The sequence below is a fragment of the Paracoccus stylophorae genome (genome assembly GCF_028553765.1).
Classification (GTDB): Bacteria; Pseudomonadota; Alphaproteobacteria; order Rhodobacterales; family Rhodobacteraceae; genus Paracoccus; species Paracoccus stylophorae.
Genome location: NZ_CP067134.1, coordinates 456458 through 477319, shown reverse-complemented (window position 1 = coordinate 477319; position 20862 = coordinate 456458). Strand labels below are relative to the sequence as shown.

General features: G+C 67.8%; 16 protein-coding genes and 1 pseudogene. 6 read left to right on the top strand and 11 right to left on the bottom strand.

The features are described 5' to 3' along the window. Positions 1-326: 326 nt before the first annotated feature. Positions 327-2495 (top strand): malate synthase G, encoded by a 2169-nt coding sequence (locus JHW45_RS02315; protein WP_272859357.1) that lies wholly within the window; start codon positions 327-329, stop codon positions 2493-2495. On the opposite strand, the gene JHW45_RS02310 is transcribed toward JHW45_RS02315, so the two are convergent. From JHW45_RS02310 to JHW45_RS02295, 4 genes and pseudogenes are all read right to left on the bottom strand, one after another. Next, positions 2492-3541, bottom strand: coding sequence for a glycosyltransferase family 4 protein (locus JHW45_RS02310; protein ID WP_272859356.1), 1050 nt, complete (start codon positions 3539-3541; stop codon positions 2492-2494). The two genes, JHW45_RS02315 and JHW45_RS02310, sit on opposite strands and share 4 nt — an antisense overlap. After that, positions 3538-5094 (bottom strand): ABC transporter permease, encoded by a 1557-nt coding sequence (locus JHW45_RS02305; RefSeq protein WP_272859355.1) that lies wholly within the window; start codon positions 5092-5094, stop codon positions 3538-3540. The genes JHW45_RS02310 and JHW45_RS02305 overlap by 4 nt, the downstream gene beginning before the upstream one ends. Beyond that, a pseudogene (locus tag JHW45_RS02300) lies at positions 5091-5780 on the bottom strand (ABC transporter ATP-binding protein); the annotation flags it as partial. The pseudogene JHW45_RS02300 and the gene JHW45_RS02305, both read right to left, overlap by 4 nt. 97 nt (positions 5781-5877) lie before the next feature. Further along, positions 5878-6864, bottom strand: a complete 987-nt coding sequence (locus tag JHW45_RS02295) for an ABC transporter substrate-binding protein (RefSeq protein WP_272859353.1) — start codon at positions 6862-6864, stop codon at positions 5878-5880. A 183-nt stretch (positions 6865-7047) separates the two neighbouring features. Here JHW45_RS02295 and lhgO point away from each other — a divergent pair, with 183 nt between their 5' ends. Beyond that, positions 7048-8268, top strand: a complete 1221-nt coding sequence (gene lhgO / locus JHW45_RS02290) for an L-2-hydroxyglutarate oxidase (protein ID WP_272859352.1) — start codon at positions 7048-7050, stop codon at positions 8266-8268. A gap of 118 nt (positions 8269-8386) precedes the next feature. Next, on the top strand, positions 8387-9502 hold the full coding sequence (locus JHW45_RS02285) for a Hint domain-containing protein (protein WP_272859351.1): 1116 nt from the start codon (positions 8387-8389) through the stop codon (positions 9500-9502). A gap of 63 nt (positions 9503-9565) precedes the next feature. On the opposite strand, the gene JHW45_RS02280 is transcribed toward JHW45_RS02285, so the two are convergent. The 5 genes from JHW45_RS02280 to JHW45_RS02260 all read right to left on the bottom strand — a co-directional run bounded on the left by JHW45_RS02280 (position 9566) and on the right by JHW45_RS02260 (position 14496). Then, positions 9566-10606 (bottom strand): PLP-dependent cysteine synthase family protein, encoded by a 1041-nt coding sequence (locus JHW45_RS02280; protein ID WP_272859350.1) that lies wholly within the window; start codon positions 10604-10606, stop codon positions 9566-9568. A gap of 47 nt (positions 10607-10653) precedes the next feature. Then, the gene (locus JHW45_RS02275; RefSeq protein WP_272859349.1) at positions 10654-11331 is read right to left on the bottom strand and encodes a 5-formyltetrahydrofolate cyclo-ligase; all 678 of its coding nucleotides are present in this window, start codon (positions 11329-11331) and stop codon (positions 10654-10656) included. 26 nt (positions 11332-11357) lie between these two features. After that, positions 11358-11714 (bottom strand): MliC family protein, encoded by a 357-nt coding sequence (locus tag JHW45_RS02270; RefSeq protein WP_272859348.1) that lies wholly within the window; start codon positions 11712-11714, stop codon positions 11358-11360. A 67-nt stretch (positions 11715-11781) separates the two neighbouring features. After that, entirely contained in the window at positions 11782-12897 is a 1116-nt protein-coding gene (locus JHW45_RS02265; RefSeq protein WP_272859347.1) for an FUSC family protein, read from the bottom strand. A gap of 90 nt (positions 12898-12987) precedes the next feature. Next, positions 12988-14496, bottom strand: a complete 1509-nt coding sequence (locus tag JHW45_RS02260; protein WP_272859346.1) for a catalase — start codon at positions 14494-14496, stop codon at positions 12988-12990. A gap of 274 nt (positions 14497-14770) precedes the next feature. Between JHW45_RS02260 and JHW45_RS02255 the strand changes: the two genes are divergently transcribed. Continuing rightward, positions 14771-15019 carry a PepSY domain-containing protein gene (locus JHW45_RS02255; protein WP_272859345.1) on the top strand — a complete coding sequence of 83 codons (249 nt, stop codon included), beginning with the start codon at positions 14771-14773 and terminating at the stop codon, positions 15017-15019. On the opposite strand, the gene JHW45_RS02250 is transcribed toward JHW45_RS02255, so the two are convergent. After that, a complete protein-coding gene (locus JHW45_RS02250; RefSeq protein ID WP_272859344.1) occupies positions 15016-16584 on the bottom strand; it encodes an MFS transporter in 1569 nt (522 codons plus the stop codon). The genes JHW45_RS02255 and JHW45_RS02250 overlap by 4 nt on opposite strands. A gap of 229 nt (positions 16585-16813) precedes the next feature. Here JHW45_RS02250 and mgtE point away from each other — a divergent pair, with 229 nt between their 5' ends. Beyond that, complete coding sequence (mgtE, locus tag JHW45_RS02245; protein WP_272859343.1) at positions 16814-18139, top strand: magnesium transporter; 1326 nt, start codon at positions 16814-16816, stop codon at positions 18137-18139. Between the two features lie 43 nt (positions 18140-18182). On the opposite strand, the gene JHW45_RS02240 is transcribed toward mgtE, so the two are convergent. Next, positions 18183-19454, bottom strand: a complete 1272-nt coding sequence (locus JHW45_RS02240; RefSeq protein WP_272859342.1) for a glycerate kinase type-2 family protein — start codon at positions 19452-19454, stop codon at positions 18183-18185. A gap of 247 nt (positions 19455-19701) precedes the next feature. On the opposite strand from JHW45_RS02240, the gene JHW45_RS02235 reads away from it, so the two are divergent. Then, a complete protein-coding gene (locus tag JHW45_RS02235; RefSeq protein ID WP_272859341.1) occupies positions 19702-20847 on the top strand; it encodes a phosphoserine transaminase in 1146 nt (381 codons plus the stop codon). The last annotated feature ends 15 nt before the right edge of the window (positions 20848-20862 follow it).

The following is a 20862-nucleotide window of genomic DNA, read 5'->3' as shown; positions in this document are numbered from 1 at the left end:
GCAAATATCCCGGGGGACGGCCCGCAGGGCCGGGGGGCAGCGCCCCCTGCGCCAGAACCGGTCCCGCGCAACGCCCGCAAGCTGTGACCGTCCCGTGCACATGCTGTGCCGCAAAAGTGCATCCCCGGTGCGGCGCAAAAGCCAGCAGAGGCTGGCCGAAATGCCCGCCGCACCCGCCCCGTTGCGCCACGCAACGCGCGCAGCCCGTGCGCGCAACGGCGCAACGATGAAAAATTCTTCTGCCGCCTGCCCGCGCCATTGGACAGATGCCAGTGTTCAACGGTATACCGTGCCCGAACGCGACCGATGAACCCGGAGGAACGATCATGTCGGACAGGTCCACAGACCCCGCGCGCAGCCACCGCGAAGGGCTTGACGTCGATGCCGGGCTGGCCCGCTTCATCGAGGATCGTGCCCTGCCCGGCACCGGGATCGCGCCCGCGACCTTCTGGTCCGGCCTGTCGCGCCTGATCCACGACCTGACCCCGCGCAACCGCGAATTGCTGGCGCGGCGCCAGGAATTGCAGGACCTGATCGACGACTGGCACCGAACGCACCGCGACCGCCCGCACGACCGCGACGCCTACAAGGCGTTTCTGGAACGCATCGGCTATCTGGTCCCCGAAGGCGGCGATTTCACCATCGACACCGCCAACACCGACCCCGAAATCGCCGAAGTGCCCGGCCCGCAGCTTGTCGTGCCCTCGACCAATGCCCGTTTCGTGCTGAACGCCGCCAATGCCAGATGGGGCAGCCTTTACGACTGTCTCTACGGCACCGACGCGATGGGCCTGCCGCTGCCCTCGGGCGGGTTCGATACCGGGCGCGGCGCCCGCGTCGTGGCGCGGGCGGCGGTGTTTCTGGACGACACCTTCCCGCTGACCGATACCAGCCACGGCAAGGCCGAACGCTACGCCGTCCAGGACGGCCAGTTGCAGGTCGACGGCTCGACCCTGAAACAGCCTGGGAAATTCGTGGGTTACACCGGCGATCCGGGCAACCCCGCCTCGATCCTGCTGCGCAATAACGGGCTGCATGTCGATCTGCTCTTCGACCGCGACCACCCGATCGGCAGCCAGACGCAATCCGGGCTGGCCGATGTGCAGATGGAATCCGCCGTCTCGGCCATCATCGACTGCGAGGACTCGGTCGCCTGCGTCGATGCGCCGGACAAGATCCAGGCCTATGCCAACTGGCTGGGCCTGATGCAGGGCGATCTGTCCGAGACGTTCGACAAGGGCGGCCGCACGATCACCCGCGCGCTGCACGGCGATCGCACCCATACCGCGCCCGACGGATCGGATCTGACGATCAAGGGCCGGGCGCTGCTTCTGGTGCGCAACGTGGGTCACCTGATGACCAACCCCGCCATCCTCGACCGCAACGGCGACGAGGTGTTCGAGGGGCTGATGGACGCCGCCATCACCACGCTGATCGCGATGCACGATCTGCGCAAGCAGGACGGGCCGCGCAACTCGGTCGCCGGGTCGGTCTATGTCGTCAAGCCCAAGATGCACGGCCCCGACGAGGTCGCCTTTGCCGACCGGATCTTCACCGAGGTCGAGGACATGCTGGGCCTGCCGCAATACACCGTCAAGCTGGGCATCATGGACGAGGAGCGGCGCACCAGCGTCAACCTGAAGGAATGCATCCGCGCCGGCCGGCACCGGGTCTGCTTCATCAATACCGGCTTTCTGGACCGCACCGGCGACGAGATCCACACCAGCATGGAGGCCGGGCCGTTCAGCCGCAAGGACTTCATCAAGCGCAAGGGCTGGATCACCGCCTATGAGAACCAGAACGTCGATATCGGGCTGGAATGCGGGCTGTCGGGCAAGGCGCAGATCGGCAAGGGCATGTGGGCCGCGCCCGACCTGATGGCCGCGATGCTGGAACAGAAGATCGACCATCCGCGCGCCGGGGCGAACTGTGCCTGGGTGCCCAGCCCGACCGCCGCGACCCTGCACGCGATGCATTACCACAAGGTCGATGTGCTTGCCGTCCAGCGGCAGCTGGCGAAGGGCGGCCGGCGCGCCTATGTCGAGGCGCTGCTGGACATTCCGCTGGCCAGCTATCGCAAATGGACCCCGGACCAGATCCGGCGCGAGGTCGAGAACAACGCGCAGGGCATCCTGGGCTATGTCGTGCGCTGGATCGATCAGGGCATCGGCTGTTCCAAGGTGCCCGACATCAACGATGTCGGCCTGATGGAGGATCGCGCGACCTGCCGCATCTCGGCCCAGCACATCGCCAACTGGCTGCATCACGGAATCGTGCAGGAAGACGAGGCGATGGCGATCATGCAGCGCATGGCCGAGGTGGTGGACCGCCAGAACGCCGGCGATCCGAACTATCGCCCGATGGCACCGGATTTCGACGGGATCGCCTTCAGGGCGGCCTGCGATCTGGTGTTTCAGGGTCGCCGCCAGCCCTCGGGCTATACCGAGCCGATCCTGCATCGCCGCCGGCTGGAACTGAAGGCGCAACAGGCCTAACCCGCCTCAGCGACCCGGTCGATGACCGCGCTGGCGATGCGCGCCGTGTCGGACCAGCCGGGCAGCGCGTGTCCCGCGCGACACGCGGCCGCCGCCATCCGGCCGTGCCGCGCCTGATCGCTCAGCAATGCGCGCAGCGCGGCGGCAAAGGCTGCCGGATCGTCGGGCGGGGTCAGCAGGCCAGCTTCCTCCGGCACCGTGTCGGGGACGGCGCCGGTCCGGCAACTGACGACCGGCAGACCGTTCAGCAACGCCTCGTCAAAGACGATGCCATAGCCTTCGTATCGCGTGGCCAGCGCAAAGATCGCGGCGCGGGCATACAGCCGCTGCAACCGGTCGGCGCCGACGCGCCCGGCAAGGCGGATCCGCGCGGCGACCGGGCTGGCCGCGATCACCGAGTGCAGATCGGCCGCATGATCCGAGTCCCATGGATTGCCCACGATGACCGCCTGCCAGTCCAGATCGGGCAAAAGCGACAGCGCCGCGATCAGCACATCATGCCCCTTGCGCGGGTGCAGGATGCCCACCGACAGGATCAGCGGCGGCGTCGCGGGGTCGCGCGGCAGGCGGGTCCGGTCCACGCCGGGCCGGGCCACGGTGATCCGTTCGGGGTCCACGTCATATCGCTGGGTCAGGATCGCGCGCGTATGCGGGCTGGGCACCAGAACGTGGCGGCACAGGGCCAGATTGGCACGCTCGGTCCGGTGCAGATGGTCGCGCCGCGCCGCGTCCAGCCCGCTTTCCAGCGCCAGCGGATGATGCACCATGGCGATGACGGGGGCGCGCACCCGCGCCAGCCCGGCGGGGTCGATGGCGCCCGACACCAGCCCGTCAAGGATCAGCGGACGCGCGGGCTGGACCGCGTTCAGCATCGCGACGGCGCGGTCCATGTCGGCGGGATCGGGGTCGGGAAAGCTGGACGGCAGGCGCAGATACGCCACATCGTGGCCCAGAACGCGCAGCCCGGACAGCAGCCGGCGTTCATACAGGAACCCACCGGTCAGCCGATCCGGATCGCCGGGAATGGCAAAGGCGGCAGGCGTCACCGTCGCACCTGCTCGGGCGCATAGACGGCCAGGATGCGCCGTTCCAGCGCCGCCACCCCGGCATAGCACAGCGCCGAGATGGCAGTGACAACGACCACCGCCGCCCACAGCATCGTATAATCCGAGACCGAGGCCGACAGCGCCATCAGGCTGCCCAGCCCGCGCCCGGTGGTCAGCCACTCGACCACGGTGACGGCCAGGATCGCGGCCGGCACGCTCATCCGTGCGGCGGCGAACAGGGCGGGCAGCATGGCGGGGATGCGGACATGGGCCATCTGGCGCAGCCGCCCTGCGGCATAGGTCTGGAACACGTCAAGGATCTGGCCCGGCGCCTGGCGCAGCCCGTGCAGGCAGGCCACCAGCGTCGGAAAGAACACCATCACCGCGACCAGCGTGATCGTTCCCGTCGCGCCGCGGCCCAGAAACAGCACGATCAGCGGGGCGGTGGTCACGATCGGAACCGACCGCAGCGCCACGGCCAGCGGCATCACCAGCGCCGACAGCCCCGGCACCAGCACCAGCAGCACGGCCAGCCCCGCCCCCAGAACCAGCCCGGCCAGATAGCCGGGAACCACGAACACCGCCGTCTCGCGCAGGGCGGTGGCCAGCGTGGCGCGGGTCTGCGCCGCACCCTCGGCCGCTGTCAGCGCGATCAGCAGATCCTGCGGCGATTTGGCGAAGAACGGGTTCATCCCCGGCAATGCCAGCGCGCCCCACCACAGCACCAGCACCGCCGCGATCAGCCACAGCGCCTGCGGCACCTGAAACCTGCCGCCTCGGGCGGGCGAACGCGGCGCGGCCAGGATCACCGGCGGGCGATCGTGCAGCACCGCGCGCGCCAATGCGCCGATGGCCGCGTAAACCGCCATCGACACCGCCGCCGCCAGCGCCGCGATGGCCCACAGCGCCGGCACGTCCAGCGCCCGCATGAAGCGGATCGTCAGCACGCCCATGCCCCGCTCGGCCCCCGTGAACTCGCCCACCATCGCGCCCAGAAAGGCTGCGGGCGCGGCGATCTGAAGCCCGGCGAACAGATAGGGCAAGCCGGCGCGGGCGCGGACATGGACCAGTTCGGACCAGCGGCCGCGGCCATAGCTGTGGACCAGATCCAGCCACACCGCCGGCGTGGCGCGCAGCCCGGTCAGCAGCGGGATCAGCGTGGTATAGTAGACGGCCAAAGCCGCCAGCACGATCTGCGGCCCCTCGCCCGGTCCCATCAGCACCCGCAGGATCGGGCCGGTCGCGATCAGCGGCAGGCAGAACACCACCAGCGCCAGCCCCGACACCAGATCCAGCAGTCGCGGCCAGATCAGCGCGACCCCGGCCAGCGCCACCGCGACCAGGTTTCCGGCCAGAAACCCCAACGCGGCGCTGTGCAGCGTGGTGGCCAGCGCGCGACCGACCAGCCCCGGATTGGCGCCGATCCAGCCTGCCACCTGCCACGGACCGGCGACCAGATGCGCGCCCTGCAACGCGCCCGCCAGCAACACCCAGCCAAGGATCAGCACCGCCCCGCCCAGCACGGCCGGGCCGATCCCGGCGCTGCGCGTCATTGCGCCGCCATCGGCGCGTTGTCGGCATCGCCCTGCGCCAGCGCCTGCGAGGCGCGCGCGACCAGCGCCCGGAATTCGGCGCTGTCGGTCAGCCGCGCATCGCGAGGCCGTGGCAGCGGCACGGCGATGTCGGCCACGATCCGCGCCGGACGCGGGCTGAGGACAAGGATGCGGTCGGCCAGCGTCACCGCCTCGTGCAGGGAATGCGTGACCAGCAGCGTCGTGGTGCCGCGCGGCTCCCACAAGGGGGGCAGATCGCGGGCAAGCTGGCGGCGCGTCAGCTCGTCCACCGCGCCGAACGGCTCGTCCAGCAGCAGGATCTGCGGCCCGGTGACCAGGGCGCGGGCAATGGCGGCCCGCTGGCGCATCCCGCCCGACAGCGCGGCGGGGCGCGTCTCTTCCGACCCCGACAGGCCGACCAGCCCGATCAGATCCTCGACCTGCGCCGGATCGGGCGGCTGCCGCGCCAGTTTCCGCGCCAGCGCCACATTCGCCCGCACCGTCAGCCATGGCAGCAGCGAGGGGTCCTGGAACGCGACCGAGATCGCGCCCTGCGCCCGCTGCGCCGCCGGGGTCCGGCCGTCGATGCGCACCTCACCCTCGGTCGGGTCTTCCAGCCCCGCGACCAGCCGCAGCAGCGTCGATTTCCCGCAGCCCGAGGGTCCGACCAGAGCCGTCGTCGCGCCAGCCGCGAAGGTCACGTCGATGGGGGCCACGGCCCGGACCCCGCCGTCAAAGACCTTGCCCAGCCCGGTGCAGGTGATGGGCGCGCGTCCGCCCGTCTCAGCCATGGACTTCTTCGAGGATCGAGCGGTCCCACAGATCGGCCGTCACCTTGCGGCCCAGAAGGGACAGCGTCTCGATATTGGCCTCCACGCTGTCGTCGCTGAACCAGCCGAAGCCCTGCCGGTCGGTCAGGTCCGAAAACATCAGCGGCAATTGACGCCGGAGCTGCAATTTCTGCGTCGGCAGGTCCAGCCCGGCATCGGGAAACATCTGCACGGTCAGTTCGGCGGCCGCATCCGGATCGGCGCGGCAGGCGTTCCAGCCCCGCGCCTCGCCCGCCAGCAGGGCTGTCAGATCGGCGCGCCGGTCGCGCAGGCTGTCGGCGGTGGCGATGTAGGTCTGGGAATGGACGGCATAGCCGTGATCGGCCATCAGCATCGTCTGCGCCTCGATTCCGTTCATGGCCATGGCGACCGGCAGGTCGGTTTCCCAGCACAGCAGGCAATCGACCTCGCCCGCGATCAGGGGCTGGGCCGAATACTGCGTCGGCACGATGTCGATGGCGGCGAAATCCACGTCGTTCAGCGCGCACAGCGCCTGCAAGACCGGGGTGTTGGCCAGTGCCATGCCGATGCTTCTGCCTTCAAGATCGGCGGGTTCGTTGACCGGGTTTTCGGCCAGCGAGGCGACGACGAAGGGGTTTTTCTGCATCGCGACGCCGATGATCCGGAAATCCGCCCCCTGCGCCACGGCGGCGGCGGCATAATCGGCGGCCGACACGCCGACCAGCGCGGTGCCGGACACCACCGGCGGCTCCACCGGCGCGTTCGGCCCGCCCTGCAACAACGCGACGTCCAGCCCCGCATCGCGCCACCAGCCGTTCTGCTGCGCCAGATAGCTGCCCGCGAACTGCACCGAATGCAGCCACGACAGTTGCAGGGCTGCGGGGGTCGCGGCAAGCGCCGTGCGGTTCAGGAAAGGCAGCACGGTCAGACCCGATGCCATCGCCAGCAATCCGCGCCGCGTCAGGGTGGAAGAAAGCATCGGGGAACCTCCGTCTTGTGGTGCTGGCGGGGACGCGCCACCGGGGAAACAACGACGCCATGTCTTGCGTTCCCGCGCGGGCGCAATATCGCCCCATCATCGGGGACCATGCAGGATGCGCAAGCTGGTATCCGGATCGCCGGGTGACTAGCATCGCGGACAGGACAGCGACGGGGGAACGGCATGACGGATCTGACCGTGATCGGGGGCGGCATCGTGGGCATCGCCACCGCGCTGGAGATGCAGCGCAGCTTTCCCGGTCTCGACATCGCCGTGCTGGAAAAGGAACCGGCGCTGGCCCGCCACCAGACCGGGCGCAACAGCGGCGTGATCCATGCCGGGATCTATTATGCGCCGGGCAGCCTGAAGGCGCGGCTGTGTCGCGAGGGGCTGCACGAGACGGTGCGGTTCTGCCGCGAACATGGCCTGCCCTTCGATCAATGCGGCAAGCTGATCGTGGCGACCCGCAAGGACGAGGTGGGCCGGCTGTCCGCCCTGGCCGCCCGCGCGCGCCAGAATGGTCTGGATGTGCGCGAAATCCCGCAGTCCGAACTGCGCCGGATCGAGCCCGAGATCACCGGGCTGGCCGCGCTGCTGAGCCCGGCGACGGGGATCGCCGATTATGCCGCCATCACCCGCCAGATGGCGCAGCTTTTTCGCGACAATGGCGGCCAGATCCGCCTGGGCGCAACGGTCGAGGCCATTGCCGAGGATGCGAACCGCGTCCGGCTGCGTCTGCAATCGGGCGAAGAGATGACGACCCGCCATCTGATCGCCTGCGCCGGATTGCAGGCCGACCGGATCGCCGCGATGTGCGGGCTGGGCGGCGATTTCGCCATCGTCCCGTTCAAGGGCGAATATTTCCGGCTTGCGCCGCGCCACGACCGGGTGGTCGATCACCTGATCTATCCCGTCCCGAACCCCGATCTGCCGTTTCTGGGCATCCATCTGACGCGGATGATCGGCGGCTATGTGACGGTGGGGCCGAACGCGGTCCTGTCACTGTCGCGCGAGGGGTATCGCAAACTGTCCCCGAACCTGCGCGATCTGTCGGACATGGCGCGGTTTTCGGGGTTCTGGCGGACCATCGCCGGCAATCTGCGCCCGGGCGCGGCCGAGATGGCGAATTCGGCGTTGCGGCGCCGCTATCTGCGGGCGTGCCGGCGTTACTGTCCGGGGCTGGATCTGTCGGACCTGCGGCCGCATCCGCCGGGCATCCGCGCGCAGGCGGTCATGCGCGACGGCGGGCTGGTGCATGATTTCCTGATCCGGCAATCGGCGCGGACCGTTCATGTCTGCAACGCCCCCTCGCCCGCCGCCACCTCGGCCATTCCCATCGCCCGCCATATCCGGCAGATCGGCGCAAAGGCGTTCGGGCTGATCGAACCGGCGCGGAAGGGCTGAGCCTGCTGTGTGCTTCGGTGCAACATGCGTTTAACGCGAGTTCCGGCGATCTTGGCAAGCGTAGGCAGAGCCGGTATCGTGATTGCTGGCCTGTGAATTTGAAGAAGGTTACGCAGACATGACGACCGCGACATGGATCTGGATCGGCAACAGGCCGATGCTTGACAACTCGCCCAACAGCAACATCAGCCAGACTCAGGCGAACGTCGCCAATGGCTGGACGGCTTCGGGCCGCGCGGAACTGAAAGTCGTCGATGTGACGGGGCCGAGCAGGGGTAACTGGAACACGACATATCAATGGGGCACGACCCAGTTCAGCTATGATCGCCCGACCGGCGGCACGACCAACAACGCCGAGATTGTCACCTTCATGCGGGCCAATTTCGAGATCGAGACCGAGGACGAAGACGGCAATCCGATCACGCTGACCAGAGCGGGGATCGTGAAACAGGCGGATAACGGCGATGTGTTCATCCGACCGTCCTCTAGTTCGGTCGATACCTGGAACGACATCACCGTCATCTATGGCATTACGGTCAGGGGCTCCCAACCCTTGAGCGATGGAACGTCCATGGCCAAGGTGGGCTTCAACCCGGAAATCAAGGATGTGGTGGTGCCCTGCTTTACCGCCGGCACGCGGATCGAAACCGACCGCGGCGAGATCGCGGTCGAGGATCTGAACACCGGCGACCGCGTGTGGACCCGCGATCTGGGCTGTCAGCCGATCACCTGGATCGGGCGGCGCAGGCTGGATGCGACGCTGCTGGAGCTGTGGCCGAATCTGCGCCCCATCCGCATCGCGGCGGGCGCGTTGGGTCAGGGGCTGCCGCTGCGCGATCTGGTCGTCTCGCCGCAGCACCGTGTCCTGGTCCGCTCGGTCATCGCCGAACGGATGTTCGGCCGGCGCGAGGTTCTGGTCGCGGCCAAGCATCTGTTGGGCCTGACCGGGATCGAGGTCGCGTCGGACCTGTCCGAGGTCGAGTATATCCACTTCATGCTGGGCCGGCACGCCGTGGTGCGGTCGAACGGGGCCGAGACGGAATCGCTGTTCCCCGGTCCGCAGGCGATGAAAAGCATCCCACACGCCGCCCGGTCCGAGATCACGACCCTGTTCCCCGAACTGGCCGAGGCGACGACCCGCCTGCCGGAACCCGCGCGTTTCCTGCCCAAGGGCAGCATGGCGCGGCAAATGACCGCCCGCCACGTCAAGAACGGGCGCGAACTGGTGTCCTGACGCGCCAGCGGGCGCGGTGACACAGGGCCGGGCGCAGTAGCCTTTAGCTTAGGGCGGGCCCGGTCAGCCCCACCGGGCCAGTTCCTGCAACGCCGCGCCTGTGTCGCCGATGGTCTCGGCGACCCAGCCCTTGTCGTAATAGCTGTCCAGATAGCGCTCTCCGCCGTCGCACATCAGCGTTACCACCGATCCCTGCCGACCCGCATCCACCATCTGCTGCGCGACCTTCAGCGCGCCCCACAGATTGGTGCCGGTGGACGCCCCCGCCTTGCGCCCGATCAGGCGTTCCAGCCAATGGATCGTGGCGATGCTGGCCACATCGGGCACGCGCATCATCGCGTCGATCACCGCCGGCTGGAACGATTTCTCGACCCGCGGGCGGCCGATCCCCTCGATCCGGCTGGAACATTCCGCGCTCAGGGACGGGTCGTTCTGCATGTAGCTGTCGTAGAACACCGAATTCTCGGGATCGACCACAACAAGCTGCGTGTCGAACCCGCGATAGCGGATATAGCGGCCAAGCGTGGCCGAGGTGCCGCCGGTTCCCGCGCTCATGACGATGGTGTGGGGGATGGGGTGCGGCTCGTGCGCCATCTGCTGGAAGATGCTTTCCGCGATGTTGTTGTTGCCGCGCCAGTCGGTCGCCCGTTCCGCGTGCAGGAACTGGTCCATGAAATAGCCGCCGGTTTCCTCGGCCAGCCGCATGGCCGCGTCGTGCATCTGCGGGGCGCTGTCCACGAAATGGCATTTTCCGCCGTTCAGCGTGATGTTGGCGATCTTGCTTTGCGCCGTGCTGCGCGGCATCACCGCCACGAATTTCAGCCCCAGCATCCGGGCGAAATAGGCCTCGGAGACGGCGGTACTGCCCGACGACGCCTCGATGATCGTCGTGTCGGGACCGATGCTGCCGTTGCACAAGGCATACAGGAACAGCGACCGCGCCAGCCGGTGTTTCAGGCTGCCGGTGGGATGGGTGCTTTCATCCTTGAGATAGATATGAACGCCGTCCAGCCGCGGCAGATCCAGCCTGAACAGATGCGTATCGGCCGAGCGGTTGAAATCCGCCTCGATCCGCTTCACCGCCTGGGCAACCCATTGTCTCACGCCAGTTTCCTGACCTCGCCTGTCCTGCGTCCCGCCTTGATGCCGCGTCATGGCTCGCCCGCCTGCCCGGCATCCGCGCCCGTCAGGATCACATCCATCGGGATGTCATGCGGTTGCGGAAAGATGGTGGGGATCGCGGCCGTTTCGTGGCCGACGCCGATCACCGTGGGTCGGTCCTGCATCGCGGCCAGCGTGCGGTCGAAAAAGCCGCCGCCATATCCCAGGCGATAGGATCGGGCGTCGTATCCGACCAGCGGCGCGATCACGATGTCGGGGATCAGGTTCTCCCCGTCCGCGGGCTGGGGGATGTTCCACACCCCGCGCTGCATCGCGCAGCCGGGCTGCCATGCGCGAAAGATCAGCGGTCGGTCGCGGCCCACAACGACGGGCAGGGCGATGCATGTGCCGCGCCCTGCCGCCCTGGTCATCCAGCCGCGCAGATCCAGTTCGCCGCGAAAGGGCCAGAACAGGCTGACGACGGTGCCGGCACCATGCGGCACGATCCGGTCCAGCGCCCGGCCCACCTGGTCTGCAACCTGCGCCCGTTCGTCTGCGGGAACGGCCAGCCGCGCCGCGATCAGCCGTTCGCGTTCCGCCTTGCGCCAGCGCGCCACGTCGCGCGCCTGCTGCGGATCGACGGTCACGAATCCCTGCACGCCGTCCGCAAGCTCGTGCGCGAAGCACGGGGCGGAGGCATAGCGCGGGGGATCGGTGTCTTCCGCCATTTCGTCCTCTGCGGCGATCCGCCGTCCTACTGGCTGGTGGCCGCACATTCGCTGAGGGTCTTGTCCTCCAGCGTGTCGGACAGGGTGGCATCGTCGCCCTTGGTCCACCATTCATGCTGACCCGATACATAGCGCGCGCCCGAGCCCGAGACGACGTTCACGAAGACCCGATAATCGTCATCCACCGGCACCAGGGCCAGCGATTGCGTGTCCGAGTTGACATAGTGGACGGTCAGCGGATCGCCCTTGCCGCAATCATAGGTCAGCGTCTGCGTGGTCGCATCCTCCAGATCGACATCGACCGACAGCGACACGCCCGCGACGCCGGGCGTCGCCAGACCGGCAATGGCAAAGGCAAGGGGGGCAAGGGTGGAAAAACGCATGTGATGTCCTTTCGTTGACGTTGGGCGGCACCCTAATCCGCAACGCGCGGGCTTGCCATAGGCCGGATCACCCTTTCATCAGACGGCGCGGCTGCCGGTTGCGCGCCTCGCACGCGACCTCGACCATGTCGTCCAGATCGCGCCGGAACTGGTCCAGCGCAAAGCCGATGCCGAACATGCGCCGAAGCGCCGCCGGCGACAGCGAGAAGGCAAGACCGCCCACCCGTATCTCTTCCAGCGCGTTCAGATAATCGCGCACCGCCGGGCCCAGATCGGGCAGATCGTCCTCTGCACGCTGTCCGTCAATAATTCGTGCGATCCCGTCAAGCGTCTCTGCGCCGGCGTCTGCGGCGCGCCGCCACGGCGCGGCGACGCATTCGTGCAGCGCGTCGCTGCCCGCCTCGCGCAGGGCGCGGCGCAGCGAATCCAGATCGTGGCGCAAGCGGCGCAACGTGCGCAGCAGTCGCGGGCCGTCCGGCTCGATCGCGCTGACCCTGATGCGCCGTTCGCGCGCGGCCTCATCCACCAGTTCGGACAGCAGGATCAGCTTTTCGCGCGTGTCGGCCGACAGTGACACCAGCCGCGACTGCGTGTCCGAACCGCCCGAGGTCAGCGCCCGCAGCTGATCCGCCATCAGCTGCGCGATCTCGCCCGCCGTGGTGACGGCGGCGCGGGATGCGCGGGCGGGCAGGACCAGCATCGACACCAGAACCCCCGCCCCGCAGCCAATGGCCACGCCCAGCACCCGGTCGAATCCCTGCGACAGCACCTCGGCATCCGGCCCCGGCCCGCCAAGCAGCACGATCACCGCGCTGATCGGCGCCATGCGATAGCCCGGCGACAGCGCCCCCAGGATCGCAAGCGGCACCAGTGCCAGCACCAGTGCGGCGGCGCCGATGACGGGGTCCTGCGGATGCAGGGCAAGCACGGCCAGCACCCCGCACGCCGCCCCGACGACCGAGGCGAAAAGCTGTTCCACCGCCATGCGGAACGACCCGCCGATATTGCTTTGCGTGACGATGATGGCGGTGATGACGGCCGAGAAATCGACATCCAGCCCAAGCGCGAAGACCAGCGCATAGGCTGCCACGCTGGCCGTGACCATGCGCACCGCGTGCCTGATCTGCCAGCGATACAGCCGCAACCGAGAGGTTGCGCCGTGCAGGGAAAGCAGCCGCGTCATTCAGCCCCGCCGGCACCGAAGCGTTCGGACGTGACCCGCCCGCATGTCGGCAAGCGGCCAGACATGCGGGCGGGCCATCATCGTCGCGGCTCAGCCTTCGCCCATGCCTTCGGCGGGTTCGGGGGCGTCGCCCTGGCGAACCTTTTCCTCGATGCGGCGGCCGATATCGGCGTCGATGCTTTTCCAGTAATCCAGCGCCCGGCCCAGCACGGGTTCGCGAACGCCCGAAATCAGGCTGCCGGCGACCTGATCGACCAGTTTCTGGCGCTGATCGTCGTCGAAGACGTCGCGCACCAGAATGCCGGGCTGGCTGAAATCGTCGTCGTCCGGCCGCAGCGTATAGGCGCTGCGCACCATGGCGCCGTCGGCTTCCCAGCCGTCATTGACCGGCCCCTCGTCATCGGCCCAGGGACGGTCGCCGCTGTTGGGGACATAGACCGGCGCGTTGCCCGAATGCAGATAGGCCATGTGGCCGTCGAACATGTAGGTGTTCACCGGCACCTTGGGCTGGTTCACCGGCAGCTGGTGGAAATTGGTGCCGATGCGGTTGCGCTGCGCATCGTTATAGGCAAAGGCCCGGCCCAGCAGCATCTTGTCGGGCGACAGCCCGATCCCCGGCACCGTGTTGCCCGGAGAGAACGCGGCCTGTTCGATCTGGGCGAAGAAGTTGTCGGGATTGCGGTCCAGCGTCATCCGCCCAACCTCGATCAGCGGATAATCCTGATGCGGCCAGGTCTTGGTCAGGTCGAACGGGTTGATCCGATAGGTCTTTGCCTCTTCATAGGGCATCACCTGCACCGACAGCGTCCAGCTGGGATGTTCGCCACGCGCGATCGCGTCGAACAGGTCGCGGCGGTGGAAATCGGCATCGGCGCCGGCCATCTCGGCGGCTTCCTGGTTGGTGAAGAACTCCATCCCCTGCTGCGTGTGGAAATGGTATTTCACCCAGAACCGCTCTCCGTCGGCGTTCACCCACATATAGGTGTGCGAGCCATAGCCGTTCATGTGACGCCAGGTGCGCGGCAGGCCGCGGACCCCCATCAGATAGGTGACCTGATGGGCGCTTTCGGGATTGTTGGTCCAGAAATCCCACTGCATGTGGTTGTCGCGCAGCCCCGAATCCGGCAGGCGTTTCTGGCTGCGGATGAAATGCGGGAATTTCATCGGATCGCGCACGAAGAAGATGGGCGTGTTGTTGCCCACGAGGTCATAGTTCCCGTCCGACGTATAGAACTTGAGCGAGAAGCCCCGAACGTCGCGCCAGGTATCGGGGCTGCCCATCTCGCCTGCGACGGTGGAAAACCGCGCCAGCATCTCGGTCCTGGTGCCCTTCTGGAACAGGGCCGCCTTGGTGTATCGCGATACGTCCTCGGTCGTCTCGAACGTGCCGAAGGCCCCGGCGCCCTTGGCGTGAGGCTGGCGTTCGGGCACCTTTTCGCGGTTGAAATGCGCCATCTGTTCCAGGAAATGCACGTCGTGCAGCACGATCGGACCGTCCGGCCCGATGGTCAGCGAGTTGCGGTCGCTTTGCGCGGGCGCGCCAGATCCGGTGGTCGAATGACCCTTGGCCTCGTACTGCGTGTGATCTTCGTCCGACATGAAAACCTCCGTCATCGTGTGGTGAATTGCGTGCGATGTCCCTTGCGGCCGGCGCATCGCCCCGCCGCCCGGTTCGGACACCACCATGCCCGAATCGAGTCTAGCGATAAAGCGGGGCGGCGTCGATAAACGGCTGATGCCGTTTGCGCGCGCCTGCACAAGGAACCGTGCGGCCGGCGATCACGTTGCCATGGCGACGCCCGAGAGAGGGGCGCAGGGGCGGCGAACGAACGCGCCGCCGAAATCCTTTCCCACCCCAACCGAAGGAATGACAATGCGTATCATCACCCAAGCGACCCTTCTGACCGCCATGACCGCCCTGCCCGCACTGGCCGATTCGCCCCCGCCCGCCGACGCCAAGGCGCTGAGCGAATTGCTGCAAACGGTCGAGCAGGAGGCCGGTTTCGCATATGTCGACGAGATCGAATGGGACGACGGTCTGTACGAGATCGAATATTACACCGATGACGGAGCCACCAAGGAGGTGAAGATCGACCCGGTCAGCGGCGAAACCCGCCCCTAGTAATGGCCGCCGCTGTAATCGGGGGTTGAGCCGCGCTTTTCCGGCGCGGCTTCCTGTTCCAGCTGGGCGCGGTCCGGTTCGGGCCGCGCCTTGCGGCGGTCGTGCTGATCCTTGATCGCCACCGCCAGCGCGACAAGGATCACCGCCGCGATCAGCACGAACCCGATGATTACCGATATCGACCACGACAAGGTCTCAAGCGACAGGAACACGGCGGCGGTGATCATGGCGATCCCGACCGAGGTTCCGATCCGCTGCCCGGTCTGCATGATCGCCCCCGAACTGCCCGCATATTCCAGCGGCACCTCGGCCAGCGTCAGGGCCTGATTGGGGCTGATGACGGACCCCTGCGCAAGGCCGATGAACGACAGCGACAGCATCAGCCACCAGATGCTGAGCCCGGTCCATTCGTTCAGCAGGATGACCAGAATGCTGGCCGCCAGCCCCACAAGCGCAAGGACAAGCCCGGCGATCACGATCTTGCGCCCATACCGGTTCACGCGGTGCCCGGCCCAGTTGGCCGCATAGGCCGACAGCAGCGCGGCGGGAATGCCGAACATGCCCGCCTCCAGCGCGGTCTTGCCCTCGCCGTTCTGTACATACAGCGCCACCAGGACCCAGATGCTGGTCATGCCCAGGAAATACAGCGTCATGATGGCGGTGCCGTTGCTGAAGCTGCGGGTGCGGAAGATGTCCAGATCGACCATCGGGCTGCGGCCCAGGCGTTTGTACCGACGCTCCCACCAGATCCAGACGCCGCCCAGCAGGAACCCGCCCGGCAGCAACGCCCAGGTCAGGACCGAGCCGCGCGATTCCATGAACGGATACAGCACCGCCAGCACCGCCAGCCCCAGCAGCAGCGATCCGATCGGATCCAGCGAGCGCAGCCTTTGCCCGCGTCGGGGCGTCTGGCCCTCGACGAATTCGGGCGGGCGGCGGAACAGCGGGCGCGGAAACCACATCAGCCCCAGCACGAAGGCGACGATGCCGATGGGCACATTGACCAGAAAGGTCAGCCGCCAGCCCAGTTCCGGGCCGCCGGTCTGGATCAGGAAACCGCCCAGCACCGGGCCGGTCGCGACCGAGAACCCGACCACCGTCCCGAAATAGCCAAAGGCCCGGCCGCGTTCGTCGCCGCGGAAATATTGCTGGATCATGCCGATCCCCTGCGGGCTCAGCAGGCCCGACCCGATCCCCTGCACGAACCGGGCGGCATTCAGCCAGCGCGCATCCGGCGCCAGCCCCGCCGCGACCGAGGACAGGGTGAAGACCGCAAGGCCGATCAGGAACAGCCCGCCCCGGCCCATGATGTCGCCCGCGCGCCCCGCCGCCACCAGCACGACGCCAAAGGTCAGCGCATAGCCCGACAGCACCCATTGAACGTCGGAATTGTCGGCGTTCAGGCCGGACTGGATCGCGGGCAGCGCGACATTCACGATGCTGACCCCGATCAGCGACATGAAGATGGCGCCCAGCAGGACCGCAAGGATCCGCCAGCGATCGGCATCGCTGACAAGCGTGTCGTCGGCATCCATCGGGACATTCACATCTTGCGAGGAGGGCACGGCAACGGCTTCCTTATCCGGTCATCTGCGAAAATCATCCGTCCGGCGCGCGCGGCCGACAGTCCTGACCGCCGGGGCGGAGAACCGGCGATGCGTCCGGATATGGACCGTTCCGCGCAGACGCGCAACCGTGCCGACCCGCGTCGCGCCCGCGCGGGCTGGCGTTTCGCCGAATAGAGTGGATAACTCGGCCCGGGAGTGTTTTCCGTATTCGAAAGTTGCAATCGCGATGACAGATTTCAGCATCCGGGACAATGACGACCATGCGGGCGGGCGCGATCCGGCCGACCGGCCCGCGCACCCCGCCGATCTTGCGGCGACGCTGAACCGCCTGCCGCCGCCGCAGGCGCTGTGGGATCTGCTGGCGCAGGACCCGGATCGCCAGGCGGAGATCTTTTCCCGGCTGACGGCGCTGACGCAGGCGGAACTGGCACGGCTGATGTCGCCGACCGATCTGGCGGCGATCTTTGCCCGCATGGATGCCGATGACCGCGCCGACCTGTTCAACCTGCTGTCGGGCGACCGCCAGCAGAACATGGCCGACCATCTGTCAGCGGATCAGCGCGCCGATCTGCTGCGGCTTGCATCCCACCGCGAAGGCACGGCCGGCGCGATCATGACATCGGATTTTGCCGTGCTGGAGCCCGAGATGACCGTGCGCGAGGCGTTGGCCGAGCTTCGTCGCGCGGCACCGGACCGCGAGACCATCTATCGGTCCTACGTGCTGGACGACGCCGGACGCCTGATCGGCTCGATCCGGCTGCACGCCCTGATCCTTGCCGACGAGGACACGCGGATCGGCCAGATCATGGACCCCTCGCCGGTCAGCGTCAGCACCGACACCGACCAGGAAGAGGTGGCGCGGCTGATCGCGCATTACGACATCCTCGCGATCCCGGTCACGGACGAACGCGGCCGGCTGGCGGGCATCGTCACCCATGACGACGCCACCGACGCGATGCAGGCCGCCACGACCGAGGATTTCCAGCGGATCTCGACCGTGATGCCGTTCACCCAGAACATGCGCGAGGCGGGGATCGGCGTGCTGTATTCCCGGCGCGTCGTCTGGCTGGCGCTGCTGATCTTCGGCAATCTCTTTTCCGGCGCGGGCATCGCCTATTTCGAAGAGATGATCCTCGCCTATGTCTCGCTGGTTTTCTTCCTGCCGTTGCTGATCGACAGCAGCGGCAATGCCGGATCGCAATCGGCCACGCTGATGGTGCGCGCGCTGGCCACGGGCGATGTCGCGCTGGCCGACTGGCGGCGGCTGATCCTGCGCGAACTGGCCGTCGCCACGGCCCTGGGGCTGACGCTGGCGCTGGTGGTGTTCCCCATCGGCGCCATGCGCGGCGGGGTCGAGATCGCGCTGACCGTGGGTCTGACGATGCTGATCGTGGTCATCATCGGCAGCGTGGTCGGCATGTCGCTGCCGTTCCTTCTCAGCCGTCTGCGCCTCGATCCGGCGACGGCCAGCGGACCGTTGGTGACGACGATCTCGGACGGGGTCGGCGTGCTGATCTATTTCAGCGTGGCGACCGCGATCCTTCAGGGCTGATCGACCGCGCCCGTGCCGGCGGCGCCTGCATCCCGCGCGCGGATCACCCGTCGCCGCCGATATGGATGGCGCGGAAATCGTTGACATTGGTGCCGGTCGGGCCGGTCACGAACAGATCGCCTATGGCATCGAAGGCGCGCCATGACCGGTTCCCCGCCAGCGCCGCGCGCGGATCGACGCCCGCCGCGCGCATCCGCGCCGCCGAGCCGTGATCGGCAAAGGCACCCGCGTTATCCTCGGACCCGTCGATGCCGTCGGTGTCGGCGGCAAAGGCGTGGATGCCCGCGACACCCTCGACGGCCATGGCGAAGGCCAGCAGAAATTCGGTGTTCCGCCCGCCCTGCCCCGCATCGTCGGCCAGCGTCACCGTCGTCTCGCCCCCCGACAGCAACAGGATCGGCGGCGGGAAAGGCCGGTGGCGCAGCCGGACCTCGCGCGCGATGGCGGCGTGGACCAGCGCCACGTCCCGCGCCTCGCCCTCGATCGAATCGGACAGGATCGCGCAGTCGATGCCCAGTTCGGCGGCCCGGCGCGCCGCCGCCTCAAGCGATTGCGCGGCCGAGGCGACGACATGGACGACATTGCCCGCAAGCCGTGGATCATCGGGCCGGGGGGCGGCACAATCGTCGCGTGCCAGATGCCGCAAGGCCGCCTGCGGCAGCGCGATGCCATAGGCGCGCACGATGTCCAGCGCCTCCTGCCGCCCGCAAGGATCGGCGATGGTCGGCCCCGAGGCCACGAAGGCCGGATTGTCGCCCGGAATGTCGGACACCACATAGGTGATCACGCGCGCGGGCCAGGCCGCCAGCGCCAGCCTGCCGCCCTTGATCCGCGACAGATGCTTGCGCACCGTGTTCATGGCCGAAATCGGCGCGCCCGAGGCCAGCAGCGCGGCATTCACCGCCGCCTCGTCCTGCAAGGTCATGCCGTCGGGCGGTGCCGGCAGCAGCGACGAGCCGCCGCCCGAAATCAGCGCGACAACCAGATCGCCCGAGCCCAGCCCGCCGACCAGATCCAGCATGCGGGCGGCGGCCTCAAGCCCCGCGCCGTCGGGCACCGGGTGGGCGGCCCCGACGATCTCGATGCGCTGGCAGGGCGTGGCGTAACCGTATCGCGTCACCACCAGACCGGACAGGGGTCCGTCCCACATCCGCTCGAACGCGGCGGCCATGGAGGCCGATCCCTTGCCGGCACCGATCACCACCGTGCGGCCCCTTGGCGGATCGGGCAGCAGCCGCGCCATCGCGGGGCCGGGATCGGCGGCGCGGATGGCGGCGTCGAACAGCGACGCGAAAAGGTCTTTCATCTCATCCATGACCGGCCTGCCTTCGATTGCCGCGCGATGCCGCCGGTCACGCGCTGTCGCGGATCACCAGCGCGCCCAGGAACTTGCGATCATGATTGCCGGTGTCGCGACTTTCAAGCACGTGTGGTGCAGGTTCGCGCTCAGGGCGCGTCCACACCCGATCATTTTCCTGTTGCAGCGCGGCCGGCGTCCGCGTATTTCCGGCGGCGGGACACCCCTCCCCAACGAGGGGCTTTTAGCTGGAAGGCTGAGTTACATGAGCGATCCGACGATCCCGGCCGCGCGGCCGGCCAATCCGCGTTTTTCCTCTGGCCCCTGTGCCAAGTTTCCCGAATATGATCTGAACCTGTTGTCCGATGCGCCTCTGGGCCGCTCGCATCGCGCCGCTGTCGGCAAGGCGAAGCTGGCCCAGGCGATCGATCTGACGCGCGAGGTTCTGGGCGTGCCGGACGATTACCGCATCGGCATCGTGCCGGCCTCGGACACCGGCGCCGTCGAGATGGCGATGTGGACGATGCTGGGCGAACGCCCGGTCGAGATGCTGGCCTGGGAAAGCTTTGGCGAAGGCTGGGTCACCGACGCGGTCAAGCAGCTGAAACTGGACGCCACGGTCCGCAAGGCCGATTACGGCCAAATCGTCGATTTCGCCGAAGTGGATTTCGACAAGGACGTGGTCTTCACCTGGAACGGCACCACCTCGGGCGTGCGGGTGCCGGATGGCGATGCGATTCCCGCCGACCGCGACGGGCTGACGATCTGCGACGCGACCAGCGCCGCCTTTGCGATGGAACTGCCCTGGGACAAGCTGGATGTCGTGACCTTCAGCTGGCAGAAGGTGCTGGGCGGAGAGGCCGCGCATGGCATGCTGATCCTGTCGCCCCGCGCCGTCGCGCGTCTTGAAAGCTTTGTTCCCGACCGGCCGCTGCCGAAGATTTTTCGGCTGACCAAGGGCGGCCGGCTGATCGAGGGGATCTTTCGCGGCGAGACGATCAACACCCCCTCGATGCTGGCGGTCGAGGATTACCTGGTCGCGCTGACATGGGCGAAGAAGATCGGCGGGCTGAACGGGCTGATCGCGCGCGCCGATGCCAATGCCGCCGCCGTGCGCGATTTCATCGCCGGCAAGGACTGGATCGCCGATCTGGCCGAGGATCCGGCCACCGCCTCGACCACCAGCGTCTGCCTGAAATTTACCGATCCGGCGATCAGGGACGGCGCCAGCTTTGCCAAGGCCGTGGCCAGGCGGCTGGAGAAAGAGGGGGTCGCGCTGGATGCGGGCGCCTATCGCGACGCGCCGCCGGGGCTGCGGATCTGGTGCGGATCGACGGTCGAGACGGACGATGTCGCGGCGCTGATGCCGTGGATCGAATGGGCCTATCGCGCGGAGTTGGCCGCGCAGTAATCGCGTCCCGCGACG

What these genes read in the sequence shown, in the direction of transcription:
- JHW45_RS02315 (WP_272859357.1), top strand. Translation starts at nt 327, where the DNA reads ATGTCGGACAGGTCCACAGACCCCGCGCGCAGCCACCGCGAAGGGCTT.
- JHW45_RS02305 (WP_272859355.1), bottom strand. Translation starts at nt 5,094, where the DNA reads ATGACGCGCAGCGCCGGGATCGGCCCGGCCGTGCTGGGCGGGGCGGTG.
- JHW45_RS02295 (WP_272859353.1), bottom strand. Translation starts at nt 6,864, where the DNA reads ATGCTTTCTTCCACCCTGACGCGGCGCGGATTGCTGGCGATGGCATCG.
- lhgO (WP_272859352.1), top strand. Translation starts at nt 7,048, where the DNA reads ATGACGGATCTGACCGTGATCGGGGGCGGCATCGTGGGCATCGCCACC.
- JHW45_RS02285 (WP_272859351.1), top strand. Translation starts at nt 8,387, where the DNA reads ATGACGACCGCGACATGGATCTGGATCGGCAACAGGCCGATGCTTGAC.
- JHW45_RS02275 (WP_272859349.1), bottom strand. Translation starts at nt 11,331, where the DNA reads ATGGCGGAAGACACCGATCCCCCGCGCTATGCCTCCGCCCCGTGCTTC.
- JHW45_RS02270 (WP_272859348.1), bottom strand. Translation starts at nt 11,714, where the DNA reads ATGCGTTTTTCCACCCTTGCCCCCCTTGCCTTTGCCATTGCCGGTCTG.
- JHW45_RS02265 (WP_272859347.1), bottom strand. Translation starts at nt 12,897, where the DNA reads ATGACGCGGCTGCTTTCCCTGCACGGCGCAACCTCTCGGTTGCGGCTG.
- JHW45_RS02260 (WP_272859346.1), bottom strand. Translation starts at nt 14,496, where the DNA reads ATGTCGGACGAAGATCACACGCAGTACGAGGCCAAGGGTCATTCGACC.
- JHW45_RS02255 (WP_272859345.1), top strand. Translation starts at nt 14,771, where the DNA reads ATGCGTATCATCACCCAAGCGACCCTTCTGACCGCCATGACCGCCCTG.
- mgtE (WP_272859343.1), top strand. Translation starts at nt 16,814, where the DNA reads ATGACAGATTTCAGCATCCGGGACAATGACGACCATGCGGGCGGGCGC.
- JHW45_RS02240 (WP_272859342.1), bottom strand. Translation starts at nt 19,454, where the DNA reads ATGGATGAGATGAAAGACCTTTTCGCGTCGCTGTTCGACGCCGCCATC.
- JHW45_RS02235 (WP_272859341.1), top strand. Translation starts at nt 19,702, where the DNA reads ATGAGCGATCCGACGATCCCGGCCGCGCGGCCGGCCAATCCGCGTTTT.